At 67.6% G+C, this 15662-nt stretch carries 14 protein-coding genes and 1 pseudogene; 9 read left to right on the top strand and 6 right to left on the bottom strand.

The features are described 5' to 3' along the window. Positions 1 to 1113 carry an LLM class flavin-dependent oxidoreductase gene (locus tag ACFYO1_RS13660; RefSeq protein ID WP_387230339.1) on the bottom strand — a complete coding sequence of 371 codons (1113 nt, stop codon included), beginning with the start codon at positions 1111 to 1113 and terminating at the stop codon, positions 1 to 3. A gap of 656 nt (positions 1114 to 1769) precedes the next feature. On the opposite strand from ACFYO1_RS13660, the gene ACFYO1_RS13655 reads away from it, so the two are divergent. From ACFYO1_RS13655 to ACFYO1_RS13625, 7 genes are all read left to right on the top strand, one after another. Then, the gene (locus ACFYO1_RS13655; protein WP_387230337.1) at positions 1770 to 2756 is read left to right on the top strand and encodes an asparagine synthetase A; all 987 of its coding nucleotides are present in this window, start codon (positions 1770 to 1772) and stop codon (positions 2754 to 2756) included. Then, on the top strand, positions 2753 to 4003 hold the full coding sequence (locus ACFYO1_RS13650; protein ID WP_387230335.1) for a glutamate synthase-related protein: 1251 nt from the start codon (positions 2753 to 2755) through the stop codon (positions 4001 to 4003). Before ACFYO1_RS13655 ends, ACFYO1_RS13650 begins: the two co-directional genes overlap by 4 nt. A gap of 36 nt (positions 4004 to 4039) precedes the next feature. Beyond that, positions 4040 to 4948: a ketopantoate reductase family protein gene (locus ACFYO1_RS13645; protein WP_387230334.1), complete on the top strand. Its 909-nt coding sequence runs from the start codon at positions 4040 to 4042 to the stop codon at positions 4946 to 4948. A gap of 55 nt (positions 4949 to 5003) precedes the next feature. Then, on the top strand, positions 5004 to 5495 hold the full coding sequence (locus ACFYO1_RS13640; RefSeq protein WP_387230332.1) for a cupin domain-containing protein: 492 nt from the start codon (positions 5004 to 5006) through the stop codon (positions 5493 to 5495). Beyond that, a complete protein-coding gene (locus ACFYO1_RS13635) occupies positions 5492 to 6307 on the top strand; it encodes an SMP-30/gluconolactonase/LRE family protein (protein WP_387230330.1) in 816 nt (271 codons plus the stop codon). The genes ACFYO1_RS13640 and ACFYO1_RS13635 overlap by 4 nt, the downstream gene beginning before the upstream one ends. A gap of 66 nt (positions 6308 to 6373) precedes the next feature. Continuing rightward, positions 6374 to 7531 carry an alanine racemase gene (locus tag ACFYO1_RS13630; protein WP_387230328.1) on the top strand — a complete coding sequence of 386 codons (1158 nt, stop codon included), beginning with the start codon at positions 6374 to 6376 and terminating at the stop codon, positions 7529 to 7531. 76 nt (positions 7532 to 7607) lie between these two features. Next, positions 7608 to 8204, top strand: a complete 597-nt coding sequence (locus tag ACFYO1_RS13625; RefSeq protein ID WP_387230327.1) for a TetR/AcrR family transcriptional regulator — start codon at positions 7608 to 7610, stop codon at positions 8202 to 8204. A 15-nt stretch (positions 8205 to 8219) separates the two neighbouring features. Here the strand turns inward: ACFYO1_RS13625 and ACFYO1_RS13620 are convergent, their stop codons facing one another. Then, positions 8220 to 9101, bottom strand: coding sequence for an oxidoreductase (locus tag ACFYO1_RS13620; RefSeq protein ID WP_387230325.1), 882 nt, complete (start codon positions 9099 to 9101; stop codon positions 8220 to 8222). Between the two features lie 110 nt (positions 9102 to 9211). Between ACFYO1_RS13620 and ACFYO1_RS13615 the strand changes: the two genes are divergently transcribed. Next, positions 9212 to 9766 carry a TetR/AcrR family transcriptional regulator gene (locus ACFYO1_RS13615; protein ID WP_387230324.1) on the top strand — a complete coding sequence of 185 codons (555 nt, stop codon included), beginning with the start codon at positions 9212 to 9214 and terminating at the stop codon, positions 9764 to 9766. Between the two features lie 3 nt (positions 9767 to 9769). On the opposite strand, the gene ACFYO1_RS13610 is transcribed toward ACFYO1_RS13615, so the two are convergent. The 4 genes and pseudogenes from ACFYO1_RS13610 to ACFYO1_RS13595 all read right to left on the bottom strand — a co-directional run bounded on the left by ACFYO1_RS13610 (position 9770) and on the right by ACFYO1_RS13595 (position 14001). Then, positions 9770 to 10105, bottom strand: a complete 336-nt coding sequence (locus ACFYO1_RS13610) for a hypothetical protein (RefSeq protein ID WP_387230322.1) — start codon at positions 10103 to 10105, stop codon at positions 9770 to 9772. 234 nt (positions 10106 to 10339) lie between these two features. Beyond that, positions 10340 to 11071, bottom strand: a pseudogene (locus ACFYO1_RS13605) (hypothetical protein); the annotation flags it as partial. 107 nt (positions 11072 to 11178) lie between these two features. Further along, positions 11179 to 12423 carry a family 1 glycosylhydrolase gene (locus ACFYO1_RS13600; protein WP_387230320.1) on the bottom strand — a complete coding sequence of 415 codons (1245 nt, stop codon included), beginning with the start codon at positions 12421 to 12423 and terminating at the stop codon, positions 11179 to 11181. Between the two features lie 111 nt (positions 12424 to 12534). After that, positions 12535 to 14001 (bottom strand): cytochrome P450, encoded by a 1467-nt coding sequence (locus ACFYO1_RS13595; RefSeq protein WP_387230318.1) that lies wholly within the window; start codon positions 13999 to 14001, stop codon positions 12535 to 12537. Positions 14002 to 14319: 318 nt separating this feature from the next. On the opposite strand from ACFYO1_RS13595, the gene ACFYO1_RS13590 reads away from it, so the two are divergent. Next, positions 14320 to 15627 (top strand): glutamine synthetase family protein, encoded by a 1308-nt coding sequence (locus tag ACFYO1_RS13590; protein ID WP_387230316.1) that lies wholly within the window; start codon positions 14320 to 14322, stop codon positions 15625 to 15627. The last annotated feature ends 35 nt before the right edge of the window (positions 15628 to 15662 follow it).

The following is a 15662-nucleotide window of genomic DNA, read 5'->3' as shown; positions in this document are numbered from 1 at the left end:
TCATCCCAGCTGTCTCTCGTGTGCGCGAATGAGCGGCAGCACGTGGGTGTAGAAGATGCGCATCTCGTCGCGGGTCGGCCAGCCGGAGAAGATGAATTCGCTGATCCCGGCGGCCTTGTACTGGTAGAGGTAGTCGGCGACTTCCTGGTAGCTGCCGACCACACACAGCGCGGGGCCGCCGCGGTAGGGCACGAAGCCGGAGTAGATCATCGGCGAGAGCCAGTCGCCGTCGGCGCCTTCGGCGAGGCGGAAGGAGGTCTTCACCGCCACCGAATCCGACGCGGCGACGACCTGCGCGACCCACGCGCGGTGCGCTTCGTCGGGGTCTTCCTGCATGGCGGCGAGATCGGTGAGCGCCTGCTCGCGGGTCTCCCTGGCCAGCACGTGCATGCGGGTTCCGACCCGAATGCCCTTGTCCAGCACCGGTTGTGCCGCGGCGCCCATGCCCTCGGGGGTATCGCCGTAGCGCAGCCAGCAGTCGCCGTACATGGCGGCAGTCTCCTGCGCGATGTCCGAGGCGCCGCTCAGGTAGATCTCCGGGCGGCCGCCGCCCTTGTAGCCGAGGCCGAGCGCGGCCTCCTTGATGACGTAGTGGTCGCCCTCGTAGGTCAGCGGTTTCTCGCCGCGCCAGAAGCGATGACAGATCTCCAGGAACTCCTGGGTGCGCGCGTAGCGGCCGTCGTGCGCGACGAAATCGCCGTAGCCGGCCTGTTCCGCGGGCGAGATGCCGGCCACCAGGTTCAGCGAGATCCGGCCGTCGGACATCCACGAGATCGTGTTCACCACCTGGGTGAACAGCGTCGGCGAGAGCAGGCCGGGGCGGTAGGCGAGGATGAACGTGACGTTCTGGGTCTCTCGGACCAGCGCGCCGATCATCGGCAGCGGGTCGGGCATGTAGTCGGCGATGCCCATCAGCAGGGAGTCGACGCCGAGCGCGTCCGCCTCCTGGACGAAGTCCACCATCCCGTCGAAGTCGAGTTCGCCGACTCGGTACTTCTCGGTCGCTTTTTGCTGTCCGCTGTCCAGCGGCGCACACCAATGGAACCTCAACTGTCCCTCGTCGATGTTTCGTGCGGCAGACAGCGGGGCGAAGTTCGTGCGGTCGTAGTTCATTGTTATCGGGATTCACTTCCGGTATCGCAACGGAGGCATAAGCAGGTGATCGGTATCAATTCAGACAACAGCTGACTCCAAGACCACCCTCTCAGAATTACCACACCCGAAGCTGTACCCCCCAGATGCTTCCAACGGAAGTCGCACCCCGTACAACTCCCGGCCCTGTTAAAGCAAAGTTACATGGACTTCCGGTCGCTGTCAAAGGAGTATAAGCTGCCCCAGCGGCATGGTTTCAGCAATTGTTCGGCCACCCGCCCCCAACGGCCTCCGCGACACGTCCTAAATGATCTTCAACGCAGCAACCCCCCATTCGGGGGGATAGACGCGACCCCCTATCCGGGGGGTGGACAGCATCTTTAGCGACAGGGAGAATTGGCCCGCAACCAGTGCGTATGCCGCAGAGTGGAACGGGATCGGGGGGTTCGACGAAAACCGTCACATAATGGTTTCCCGCCAGTTACCGATTATTCAAGTCGACGACTCGCAGGATAGGGAACTTGGATATATACGGTAGCCGATATTGGACCAATTGCATACGAGGGATCGTCGGATATCAGGTGATTTAATTCGCCTGTCACATACGGACGGCGGATGCCGGATACGGACCGCCGAAACCCTCGCACGACTATTGAACGGATCGGACTTTGCCTGAATTGACTGAACCGACCGCGCCGCCACTACCGCGCGAGCACCTCACGTCGAAGCGAACCGTCGCGGCGTTGACCGTGCAGGCACGATTCCTGGCCGCGGCGCGCGAATTCCTGACCGCGGAGGGATTCACCGAACTGCTGCCGCCCATCATCGGTCCGGTGACCGATCCCGGCGCGCGCGGCGCGAAACAGGTGGATATCGATTACTACGGTCACCGCTACAAATTGATGACGAGCGGCATTCTCTACAAGCAGGCGTCGCTGCTCGCCTTCGACAAGATCTTCCACGTGGCCCCGAACGTGCGCCTCGAACCGCTGGAGACCGCGGTGACCCATCGGCACCTCGCGGAGTTCCATCAGCTCGACGTGGAGATCGCGAACGGCTCCCGCGAAGACGCCATGGACATCGCCGAGCGGCTGACCAAGTACGCGGTGGAGTACGTCCTGAGCAGCGCCCAGCGCGAACTGGAGGTGCTCGGCCGGGATCTCGAACAGCTGAAGCAGGTGCTCGCCGGCCCCTACGACCGCAAGCGGCACACCACCGCGGTGACCGAGCTGCGCGGCCTCGGCTTCGACCAGCGCGAGCACACCGAGATCGAATGGCAGGGCGAGGAAATCATCTCCGCGGCCGCCACCCGCCCGTTCTTCGTCACCGACTACCCCAAGGGTTCGCGCGGCTTCTACGACAGCGAGAACCCGGACGAGCCGGGCATGCTGCGCAACTTCGACCTCATCTTCCCCGGCGGGTTCGGCGAAATGATGAGCGGCAGTGAGCGCGAGTCGGATTACCGCACGTTGCTGACCCGCATGCGGGAAACCGGGGAGAACCCGGCCAAATACGAGTGGTACCTGACCCTGGCCCGCGACGGACTCTCGCCCAGTGCGGGATTCGGCCTCGGCGTCGAGCGGTTCACCCGGTTCCTCGGCGGCCTGGCCGCGGTCTGGCAGGCCACCGCGTATCCGAAGATTCCCGGGGAGCCGCGTCCATGAGCGTGCTGTCGGCGCCCGGCTTTCCCGAGCGGGAGGTGCGGGCGCGGGCGCGCACCGCGGCGGGTTCGGTTTTCCCGGACAACGCACAGTACGGTTCGACGTTGTTCGGCCAGGAACCGCCCGCGGCGGGGCCGGAATTCGATGCGATCGACCGGGCGCGGCTGGTGCCGCCGGTGTTCGTGCCGTTGCGTGCGGAGAAGATGTTCGATCTCGGGCGCGAACCGCTGGCCGGTGACGTCGATCTGACCACGACCATCGGCGGTCTGCGCTCGACGCTGCCGGTGTACGTGTCGGCGTTCGGCTCCACCGCGGTGGCCGACGGCGATCTCGGCGTCGCGGTGGCCGGGCAGGCGGGCGCCGCCGGGGTGCCGATGGTGATCGGCGAGAACATCGTTCCGGTGTCCGGGTACGGCCGGATGGCCGACGAGCAGCAGAGTTCGCTGCTGCGCCGGCTCACCGAATACACCAAGCGGGCGGCCGAGAACACCGGCGGCGTGATCGTCCAGCAGAGCACCGAGGACGCCGACGCCGAGGTCTGGAACCTGGTGTACAGCGACCCGGCGAGCGAGGCGCTGCTGACCTCGGGCCGCCTGGCCTTCGAGTTGAAGGTGGGTCAGGGCGCGAAACCGGGCGTCGGCGGCATGACCCTGATTCCCCGCGAACGGGGCGCGGATCTGTCGGCGCAGTACGACATTCTGGATATCTACGATCCCGCCCAGGCCCAGGTGTTGCGCTGCGCCACGCCCGGCACGTTCACCGAGGAGATTCTGCGCCAGCAGATTCGGTTGATGCGCAACAACTATCCGCGCTGCCGCATCTGGGTGAAACTGCCGCCGGCGCGGGACGTCGGCGACGCGGCGGCGGTCGCCTGGGCGGCCGGCGCCGACGCGGTGACCATCGACGGCGCCGAGGCCGGCACCGGCTGGGCGCCGCACGGTTTCCTCGGTCACGTCGGGCTGCCGCTGGCCGAGTGCCTGCGCCGGGCGGCCGGCCGAGAACGGGACGGCCACAGCCTGCTGGTCTCCGGAAGGTGCTGGGAGGGAACACGAGTCGTCAAATGCCTGGCGCTCGGGGCGTCCGCGGTGGGACTCGGTCGAGCGGCGCTGGTGGCCGCGGACGAGAATACTGATGATGGACTGACGAACCTGCTGTCGGCGTTCGAACTCGAGCTGCGGCTCCTGATCAGCGCGCTCGGCAAATATCGGATCGCGGATCTGGCTGCCGAGGACATCTGGTTTCCCTGCTGACGAAAGGACGCGATGAACTCGGAGCGACCGTGGCGTGTGGCAGTACTCGGACCCGGAGGTGTCGGCGGACTGGTGGGTGCGCTGCTGGCTCGGGCGGGACATGAGGTGATCTTTCTCGGTGGACCGGACTCGGTGCGTGCCGTGCGGGAGCGCGGCATGCGGGTGCGCAGCGGGATGTTCGGCGATTTCACGGTGCCCGCCGGGGCGCAGAGCGAGCTACACGCGCCCGTCGATGTGTGTTTTGTAGCGGTGAAGCAGAACATGCTCGGCCCGGCCGTCGAGCGGGTGTCCCCCGCCGCGCTGGGTGACGGGCTGGTGGTGCCGCTGCTCAACGGGATCGAGCATCCGGCGGCATTGCGCGCGCGGTATCGGCCGGAACTGGTTGCGCCGGGCGTGATCCGGGTGGCGTCGTCGCGGGTCGCGCCGGGGACCGTCATGCACGGGAGTCCGTTCATCGAGATCGATCTGGCGAGTGCCAGTGCCTCGCCCGACCGGCTCGACGACCTGGTCACGCTGCTCGACGGTGCGGGCGTGCAGGCCAGGACGCGCGCGAACGAGGCAGCCATGCTGTGGGGCAAGCTGTTCTACCTCGCTCCGTTCGCCCTGCTGACCACGGCCCATCGGTGTGCGATCGGCGACATGCGCAGCGTGCATCGCGAGCAGCTGATCGACCTCGTCGCGGAGATCGCCGCACTGAGCGACGCGGACGGCGTACCCGCGGATGTCGAAGCGGCACTGCGGTTCTACGACGACTTTCCGCCGGAGGCCCAGTCGTCGATGCGACGCGACGCCGAGGCCGGTCTGCCGTTGGAACTGGACGCGATCGGCGGTGCGTTGCTGCGCATCGGTCAGCGGCATGCCGTGCCGATGCCGCTGACCGAGCGTCTGGTCGCCGAGCTGACTCCGCTGAGCAAGGGATCGGCGCCGGCCGGATCGCGCGGCTGACCGCTCGCCCGCACCGCCGCCGATAGACTTCGAGCTCGAATCAGGAGGTCGACTCGTGACAGCGGAGCAAGCACAGCCGAGTTCGTCGGCGGCCGGTGCGTGGCGGGACAACGGCGTACGCGTCATCAAGGCGGACCAGCTCGACTCGAACACCGCTCAGACGCCCGGGATGGACCGCGCGGCCGCGATCGACGCCGCGCGCGTGGGCGCCCAGCAGATCTGGGCGGGCACCGTCACGATCCACCCGAACGCCAAAACCGGCGCGCACCATCACGGCGCGCTGGAAAGCGTCATCTACGTCCTGCGCGGACGTGCGCGCATGCGCTGGGGCGAGCGACTCGAGTTCGTCGCCGAGGCCGGCCCCGGTGATTTCATCTTCGTCCCGCCCTACGTCCCCCACCAGGAGATCAACGCGAGCACCGACGAACCCCTCGAATGCGTGCTGGTCCGCAGCGACAGCGAGGCCGTCGTCGTCAACCTCGACATCGACGCGGTCGAGCAGCCCGACACCGTCCACTGGATCGACCCGATTCACCGGCAGCCATGACCACGCCGCCGGAAGGTCATCGCGAAACCACCGCACCGACCGAACTGCATTCCGCGCCGGGACTTCTCGAAGCTCCGGTGGTGGAACCGGAAGGCAGCGTGCTGTTCTCGAACGTCACCGGCGGCGGGGTGTACCGATACGGCGGCGGGCGGACCGCCACCGTGGTCGAGTCACGTCGAGGCATCGGCGGGCTGGCCCTGCACGCGGCCGGCGGTCTGCTCCTGACCGGACGCGATGTGTCCTACGCCGACGGTGACGGACTTCGGCCGATCCTGACCGTCGACGGCGCGACCGGATTCAACGATGTCACCGTCGGCGCGGACGGTTCACTGTATGTCGGTGTGCTGCGGCACAATCCGCAGCGCGGTGAGCCCGCCGGGCCCAGTGAGGTGCTGCGGATCGATCCGGATGGCGCGGTCAGCACCGCCGCGGCGGATATCCGGTGGCCCAACGGCTTAGGGTTCGCGCCCGACGGGCAGACGCTCTACGTCTGCGAATTCGCCGAGAGCAGGGTGCTCGCGGTGCGCGACGGCGAGACCCGGGTATTCGCCACCGCGCCGCGCGGTGACTGCGACGGATTGGCGGTCGACGCGGACGGCGGCGTGTGGGTCGCGCTCGGCAGCGCGAGCGCCATCGCACGGTTCGACCCCGACGGCACCCTCGGCACCGTCATCGACCTTCCCGACGGTTTCGTCTCCTCGCTGGCCTTCGACCAGAACACGCTCTACATCACCACGGCGGGCCGCCTGCTCCGCCATACCGTCGAGCACGCAGGGCTGCCGATACCGGCCGCCCGCATACCTACACCATGAAATACGCAGCAGCCGAGGCTATTACAACTCGGCGTTCCCCTCACGACCTTCGGGTAACGTAGCGCCATGAGCACCGTCGCTGATCCACGAGCCCGGCTCGGCGCCCTCGCCGATCGCCCGGTCATCCGTCAGGCGCTCGAGCTGCTCGGCAGTCCTGGTTCGCGCCAGGCGATTCCGACGCCTGCGGCGGTGATCGACCGGGCGGCTATGCACCGCAACCTGGTTCGCGCCGCGACGGTCTGCCGCGAGGCCGGGGTCGCGCTGCGACCGCACGCGAAAACGCACAAGTCCGCGGATGTCGCCCGTCAGCAACTCGCGGCCGGCGCCGTCGGCATCTGCGTGGCCAAAGTCGGTGAGGCCGAAGCGCTTTACGCCGCCGGAATCCAGGATCTGCTGATCACCTCGCCCATCGTCGGCGCGCGGGTGGCGGCTCGGGTGGCCGATCTGGCCGCGGCGGGCGCCTCGGTCACCGTCACCCTCGATCATCCCGACAACGCCGCCGCGCTCGCCGCCACCGCCCGCACCGACATCGATGTCCTCATCGATGTCGACGTCGGCATGCACCGCACCGGAGTACCCAACCCGGCCGCCGCACTGGAGCTGGCCGCGGCGATCGAAGCGTCGCCGCGGCTCGGATTGCGTGGCGTCCAGGGCTACGGCGGCCTCTGGCAGCACCTCCCGGACGCGACCGAACGGCGTGCGGCGGTGGCCGCGGGCATGGCGCGGCTCGGCGCCGCGATCGAGCTCCTCGACCGGCACGGCCACGACACCACCATTCGAACCGGCGGTGGCACCGGCACCCTCGACGCCGATCTCGCCATCGGCGTTTTGAACGAGCTACAACCCGGCTCCTACGCCGTGCTGGATGTGCAGTACCGCGTCGTGCGCGGCGGTTGGCTCGACAGCCTCGAACACGCCCTGTTCGTGAGCGCCACCGTGATCAACGCCGCGCAACCGGCGTCCCTGACCATCGACGCGGGGCTGAAGGCGTTCGCCACCGACGCCGATCGTCCGGGCACCGACCTCGGCGAATACCTCTGGTACGGGGACGAGCAGGGTCTCATCCTGACCGGCGCGCCCGACCGTCCGCGGCTCGGCGCGCATATCGAACTGCTGCCCCCGCACTGCGACCCGACCGTCGACCGCTACGACGTCATCCACGTCGTCGAGGACGACGTACTCGTAGACCTGTGGCCCGTGCACGCCCGCGGCCGATCGCAATAGACCCGGGTTCGCGGGCGCCGGCGACAAAGTAGCCACCGACTACACTGTGTCGTATGCCGAGTACTCCGTGTGCGCTGTGAGCTTCCGTAAACGCTCGTACCACCACGGCGATCTGCGCGCGGAACTGCTGCAGCGGGCCGAGGAAACCCTGCGCGAATCCGGCGTCGACGGCCTCTCCCTGCGCCAGCTCGCGCGTGACGCGGGGGTGAGCCATGCCGCGCCCAGCCGCCATTTCCGGGACAAGCAAGCCCTGCTGGACGCGCTCGCCCTGAGCGGCTTCGAGCGCCTCGCCGAGCTGAACCAGGAAGCCGGCGCCGAGGGCACCTTCCCGGAACGCATGCTCGCGTTCGCGCGGATCTACCTGAAGTTCGCCATCGAGAACTCGGAGCTGCTCGCGGTCATGTTCACCCGCAAGCACAGCCCCGATTCCGGCCCGGACCTGGCCGCCGCCGCCGAGCGCGCGTTCGCGGTACCGATGGCCACCATCGCCGAGGGCCAGGCGCGCGGAGAGGTCGCGGCCGGGGATCCGATCCGGATCGGACTGCCTGCCATCGCCGCGCTGCAGGGTCTGGCCACGTTCGTCGGCACCGGATTCGTCACCGCGGAGAACCTCGACGAACTGCTCGCCGACACGGTCGCACAACTCATGCAGGGGCTGCGCCCACGCGACTGACGCGACCCGTCGACCTCACACCGAAGAGGGCACGCCGGTCAGCCGCTCGGACAATTCCCATAGCCGCCTTGCCTTTTCGGCATCACCGGCCGCCGCGGAACGTCCGACGACGACCGGATTGCCACGAAGTTCGAACGGCCCGCCGGGGCCGATGTAGCTGGCCGGCGGCAGGTCCTGGCTGGCCGCGTACAGGGTGGGCAGCGCGCCGGCGGCGGCATCCTGCGCGAACAGCTTGTTGCCGATCTGCATCACGCCGTCGAACAGCCGGCTACCCGAGTGGCTCTGCAAGTTCGTCGCGGCCCAGCCGGGGTGGGCGCTGTGCGCCCGCAACGACCCGGCCGCCGTCAATCGGCGCTGCAACTCGAGGGTGAACAGGAGGTTCGCCAGCTTGGATTGGGCGTAAGCGCCTGCCGCACTGTACTTCCGGGTTTCCCAGTTCAGGTCGTCGAGGTCGACGGTGCCGCGGCGGTGCGCGTGCGAGGACACGGTGACCACGCGGTCGGTGAGGTGCGGCAGCAGCAGGTTGGTCAGCGCGAAGTGGCCCAGATGATTTGTGCCGATTTGGCTTTCGAACCCGTCCTTGGTCTTGCCCGCGGGGACCAGCATGATGCCCGCGTTGTTCACCAGGACGTCGAGCTCGCCGGTCCATTCGTCGGCGAAGCGCCGGATCGAGGCCAGGTCGGCCAGGTCGAGGGCGCGCACCTCGGTGCTGCCGTCGATCTGCCCGGCCACCGCGCGCCCGCGCGCGACATCGCGCACCGCGAGCACGACGTGCGCGCCGACGCGGGCGAGTTCCCGGGTAACCACCAGGCCGAGCCCGCTGTTGGCACCGGTGACGACGACTCGACGTCCCGCGAAGGAGGGTAGATCGCTAGAGGTCCATCTGTTATCGGTCATGTCGCCAATGTAGGCGTCGACTACATAGTAGTCAACGTCTACATTGCCGTCGCGTCAGGCGATGAGCTGGAGTTCCTGCGGTGACGTAGGGCAGCGGGTTCAATGAGGTTATGACCGATCTGCGCCGAGACGCGCTGCGCAATCAGCAGGAACTGCTCCGCGCCGCGACCGCCGCGTTCTATCGCGACGGATTGCGGGTTCCGATGGCGACCATCGCCGCCGAGGCCGGCGTCGGAATCGGCACGCTGTACCGGCATTTCGCCACGCGCGAGGAGCTACTCAGCCATCTGACCCACCGCTCGTTCGAGCAGGTGCTCGCCAATGCGCGAGCGGCCGACCGGGAGAGCGCGAACGCGGTCGATTGCCTCCAGCTCTTCATCGAGGCCGCCATCAGCCAGCGCAACGAGCTGGTCCTGCCGCTACACGGCGGACCACCGGTCACCGCGCCCGAGACCGCGGCCCTGCGCCAGGAGATCCACGACTTCGTGCAACAGGTCATCGACCGCGGCATCGCCGACGGGACGCTGCGCCCGGACACCACCCATCAGGACATCGTCGCCTTCGGCGCGCTGCTCACCCAGCCGCGTCCCACCGACCCGGACTGGGACGCGACCTGCCGCAGGCTGCTCGCCACCTTCTTGCGCGGCATCCGCCGGCACAGCTGATGCTCAACGAGATTCGGCAAGCACGAATCCGGTCCAGGCCGCCGCCCGATGGGCGGCGACGTTCATGACCTGCCCGGTGTCCAGGACGATGACATAGACGGTCCCCTCCGGGACGCCGCCGTCGAAGGTGTCGAACCAGGCGATGAGCCCGGATCGCGGTGCGTCACAGGGTTTCAGGTCCGCGAACGCGCCCTCGGCAAAGCTGAGCTCGGCGAGGCTGTCGGTGGTGAGGTCGGCCAGCTCGCCGCCGGACGCGTCGGCGACGGCGGCTGCCTCGCCCCGGGACACACAGTCGGTGACCACGAAGAAGTGACCGTTCGTGCAAGAGATGGTTGCCATGTCGCTCCGATCGAACTATCGGGAGGGCCGTTCGAAACCGGGGATATCGAGTTTCTCGCCGATCGCCGCGAGCGCGTCCACCAGCGACAGTCCGCCGCATTGCGGCCAGCCCTCGCCCCGCGGACCGCGCAGCTGGATCCACTCGGCCCGGATGCGCGCCTCGGTGTCGCGCGGCAGCGGCACCTGGGTCGGTCCCGGCGGGACGGCGAATCCCTGGATACCGAGCGTCTCACCGATCAGGGCGACACCGTCCACGAGCGTGTGCCCGGCCAGCTGCGGCCAGCCGTTACCGCCGAGGCCCATGAAGTCGATCCACATGTCGCCGACCGGGTCCGGTGCGACCGATCCGACCCCGCAGGCATCGGCGAACGCCTCCGGTGAGTATCCGTTCGCGGCGTTCATGTCGCAGTTACCGAAAGGCGGTGCGCCCTCGGGCAATCCGCCGCCGTAGCCGCGCCCGTCGGTGTACTGGTGGGCGATCTGGCCGGGCAGGTTGGGGTTGCTGCCGTAGCCCGCGCCGATCACCCGGAGGCCGTCCGGGCGGACCCGCCACATGGTGTTGAAGTCGGACCGGTTGGCGTACCCGATCACCCGCTGGGTCGCGCCGAGCCAGTCGACCAGCCGCCAATAGGCGCGGTTGATGCCGTCGGACTGGTCCCCGCCGGGATTTCCGCCGGATTCCACATCGACCATCGCGATCATTTTCGGATGCGGGCCACCGGCCTGACCGACCATCGACCGATGGGTGTCGACGGTCTCGAGCCAATTCGGCCGCCAGTACATGTAGACGATGAAGCACGAGATCCGGCCGGAGTCCGCGGCATCGGCCGCCCACGCGTAGTTCTGCGCGAAATTGTGGTCCCGGTAGGTGCCGTCGTTGGAACGTAACGAGAAGATCTGATACGGATACGAGTCGTCTACCGGTATCTGATATTCGGACACGTCCGCGAAAAGTGAATCGACCATTATTGCCTCCACTGAAGCGTTGTCGGTGACCAATTTTCCGCTTCCCCGACACCTTCGGACAAGGCCGTGGTCCGTGGCACGGTACAGCTGCCGGAAATAGGTTCAGGTTATGATCGTGCGCCCGGTTCGGGGAGGGTGACCGGGTCCGTGCAGCTGCTCGGCGGGTCGACGTAGGAGCAGGCCAGCGGCGGGCGAGTCGGGCGATAGGTGGCCGGTACCCCACCGGCCCGGACGATGTCGCGGTAGGCCTCGACCGCGTCGGTCGGCCGGCGCTCGAGGCCGGGATCGGTGCGGACGTCGACCGTGTAGAGGCCGAAACGCGGTGTGTAGAAACCCCATTCGTAGTTGTCGGTGAGACTCCAGTAGCAGTAACCGATCACGTTCATGCCGTCCATCCGGGCGCGTTGCAACCAGTAGACGAGATCACGCAGATAGTCGGCCCGGTCGTAGCCGTCGGGACGGGGTTGCCCGTTCTCCGTTGGCATTCCGTTCTCGACGACGTAGAGCGGTTTGTCCGGGTACCGGCGCGCGTAGTGCCGCAGGGCGTAGTAGACACCCTCGGCCTGCAACGGAAGTTCCCAGATCTGGCGATCCTCGGGAGCGGGCTCGCCGGGATCGTCCGCGCCGAAGTAGTAGTCGACGCCGAAGTAGTCGAGCTTGCCCGAGATGCGGTCCACCATAGGCTGATTCACCTCGGTCTCGCGCCCGGACACGTAGCCGACGTTGCAGGTGACCATCGCTCCGGGCTGCACCTGATGGATGTAGTCGTAGCTCGCGTTGTGCACGGCCGCGATCCGCTCCTCGATGGTCTGCGCGTCGACCCCGGTATAGCGCATCTCGTAGACGATGTAGGCGACCGGCTCGTTGACGGTGACCCACAGCGGATTTCGCGGCGCGAACCGGTCGACCACCACCCGCATATTGGCCAGCCAGTCCTCGACCATGCCCGGATTGTTCCAGCCGCCGCGGTCGGATTCCCAGCCCGGATACACCCAGTGGTCCAGGGTGATCATCGGTCGCATGCCCGCGGCGACGATGGTGTCGAGCACCGCGTCGTAGAAGCGGAGGGCCTCCTCGTCCCACTCCCCCGGACTCGGCTGCACCCGCGCCCATTCCACGCTGATCCGGAAGACCTGCACCCCCAACGCACCGGCGAGGGGAATATCGGAGGTGTAGCGGGAGTAGAAATCGATCGAATTGCCCAACGGCTCGAAGTTCGACCGTTCGATGTAGCGCAACCAATTACTGTCCGGCGCGTGGCCCTCGGACTGGAATCCGGAGGTGGCCACGCCCCAGAGGAAATCGGGGCCCAGCGGAGTCACCGTCTGGGGTGAAACATCGTCCCGCGCCACTTCTTCTGTGTACCACGAGGGCGGGATTCGAAACGCGTGGCAGTGGGCGCGGCCTCGCCCCCCGACCAGGTGAACGGCGCGCCACCCGCACCGGTGGAGCGGGCCGAACGTTCACTCACCCTGCGGTGGAACCGCTCTGCGGCGCAGGATCATCGGCAGTCCGTCGCGCGGCCGCAGCGTCAGGGTCGGCTCGGGCACGATCCGGGCGCCGGGCGCGAGATCGAAGGTGTAGCGCTGGGTGAGCATGGCGAGAATCAGCTTGGCTTGCACGCGCGCGAAGCCCAGTCCGATGCACTGGCGTTGGCCGGCGCCGAACGGCAGGTACGCGAACCGTGGGCGGCTCGTCTCGGCGCCGTCGGCCGGGTAGATGAACGGCCGGTGTTCGGGCAGGAACCGGCGCGGATCGAAGCCCTCCGGGTTGGGCCAGGACTTCGGATCGTGGTGCAGCAGATAGGGCGCGACGGACACGGTCGCGCCGGCCGGGATGGCGTAGCCGCCGAGCACGTCGTCGGCCGCGGCCTGCCGTTCGATCAGCCAGGACGGCGGATACAGCCGCATCGACTCCTCGATGACGGCCGAGGTCCAGGTCAGGTCGTCGAGGTCGGCCGGGGTGGGGCGGCGGCCACCGAGAACGGTGTCGACCTCGGCGACGAGACGCTCGCGAACCTCGGGGTGGTTGGACAACAGCAGCAGCGTCCACGCCAGGGAGTAGGCCGTGGTGTCGTGACCGACGAGCAGGAAGGTCACCAGCTCGTCGCGGACCTGACGCGGGCTCATTGCCGACGCCCCGGCCTCGTCGCGCGCGGCGAGCAACAGGCCGAGCAGATCGTGCCGGTCGTCCTGCGGGGAATCCTGTCGTTCCCGGATGAGCCGGGCGACCACATCATCGAGCACACCGACCGCCGCATCCAGCTTGCGCCAGCGCGGCGCTTGCAGCCGCAGCGCCAGATCCGGGGAGACGCCGGGGAGCCGGGCGGGTAACCAGGTGAGCGGCGAGGTCATGGCTTTGCCTACGCAGCGCAGGATTTCGACCAGGGCCTCGTGCACGTGCGCGGCGTCGTCCGACAGATCGGTGCCGAACAGCGCGGGACCGGTCACGTCCAGCGTCAGCGCGTTCATCGCGACCGATACGTCGAGTTGGTCTCCGTCGGAACGGGTTTCCCAGCGCAGCAGGGTGCGGTCGGCCGCGGTGATCATGTATTCGACGAAGCGGTCCAGCTGCCGTCGCGCGAACAGCGGCTGCATGATCCGGCGTTGCCGCGCCCAGGATTCGCCGCCGTTGGTCAGCAGCCCGTTGCCCAGCGCCATGGCCGCGACCTTGGCGTTCAGGGTCTTGACGTAGTTACCCTGTCGCCCGACGAAGACGGCCTCGACGAGTTCGGGGTCGTTGACGAGGAACAGCTTCTGTCCCGCGACATCCAGACGAACGACATTGCCATAACGCGCGATGAGATTCTGGAATGCGACACAGGGGTCCCGGCGCATTTCGGCCATCACCCGGAAGGCATCCCTGCCCGTCGGACCGGGGGCTTGCCGCGGCTCGGCCACGGCATCGACAATGGTTGAGGTGTCAGTCACGGTCTTCGCTTCCCATATGTCTAGCACGAAATGGGTTACTGGTGAGGAGCTTTGGATGCTACGTCGTTTTCACCAAGATCACCGCTGGATATCCGATTTGCAACCCCCCATCCGGGGCATGCCGGATCGCCGGGCGGGCTGCCAGACTGAACCCATGTGCGACGATGCCGGTAGGGACCTGCCACGCGGGTGGGATGCGTTGCACGCCAAGCCGGTTGCGCATCGTCCGCCGCGCCGGCCGGACCGAGTCGCCAAGTCACCGCCCACCCGAACAAGTCGCGGAAACTAGTCGTACCGCCGGGGGGTGAGAGGATTCAGATGGACGCGGTTGAGCAATTCCTGACCGAGCATTCGATCACCATGGTCGAGCTCGCCACCCCGGATATGACCGGCGCGATCCGCGGGAAGCGAATTCCGGTCGAATCGTTCTCGGCCAACGGGATGTCGAACGCGGTTGGCCTGTCCTCGGCGGTATTGGCCTGGGATTACCAGATGGACGTGATCGAGACCCCCGAGTACAGCTGGGCCAACGGATATCCCGATATCTTCCTGCGCCCCGATGTGTCGACGCTGCGGCTCGTACCGTGGAAACCGAAGACGGCGCTGGTCTTCTGTGACGTCATCGACGCGGCCGGAAACCTCGCCGCGATCTCGCCGCGGAATGTGTTGCGCCGGACGGTAACCGAACTCGAGCAGGCGGGCCTGTCCCCCTACATCGCCATGGAGACCGAGTTCTACGCCCTCGACGGGCAGGCCCTGCGCCCGCATGGCGAGCGCAACCCGGTGTACAGCCTGCACGACAACTACTACCTCGAGCCGTTTCTCGACGAGGTCTGCGCCATGCTGCTCAGCGCGGGCGTCGAGGTCGAGGCGTGCGGCGCCGAATACGCACCGGGCCAGGTGGAAATCAACCTCACGCCGTCGGATCCGCTCACCGCGGCGGACAGCCTGCTGTTCTTCCGGTATGCGGTCAAGCAGCTGGCGCCGCGGCACGGATATCGCGCGACCTTCATGGCGAAGCCGTTCGGCGACCTGTCCGGCAGCGGCCTGCACATCCATCAGAGCATGTGGCGGGAACAGGAGAATGCGTTCTGGGACAGGGACACCGGATCGCTGAGCAGCATCGGCGAGAACTACGTCGCGGGTCTGCTGAAGTATGCGGCCGAGCTGCAACTGGTGGCCGTTCCCACCCCGAACGGCTACAAGCGCGTCGCGGACCATTCGTTCGCGCCGACGAATCTCTCCTGGGGACTCGACAACCGTTGCGCCGCAGTGCGTGTCCTCGTCCGCGACGCCAACGGCACCCGGGTGGAGACGCGCATCGCGGCCGCCGACGCCAATCCGTACCTGCTTGCCGCGGGTCAGCTGACGGCGGGCCTGGCGGGCGTCACCGAGGAGCTGAAGCCGCCCCCGCCCGCGGCGAATTCCTATATCTCGGCGGAGTATTCGCCGCTGCCCACGAACATCTGGGAGGCGGCGACCCGCTTCGGCGAGAGCGAATTCGCCAGGCGCGCCCTCGGCGCGGCGACCGTGCAGAACCTGTGCCAGGTGGCGGCGAACGAGGCCGCGGCAGGCCAGCGAGAAGTGACCGAATGGGAGCGCAACCGGTATCTGGATTCGGTGTAGTTGATCTGTAGTCGGCAGGGATTAGGAGACATTCG

The organism is Nocardia sp. NPDC006044 (genome assembly GCF_042871115.1).
Lineage (GTDB): Bacteria > Actinomycetota > Actinomycetes > Mycobacteriales > Mycobacteriaceae > Nocardia.
Note: the sequence above shows the minus strand (reverse complement) of the source record. Positions and strands in the feature narration are given on the sequence as shown.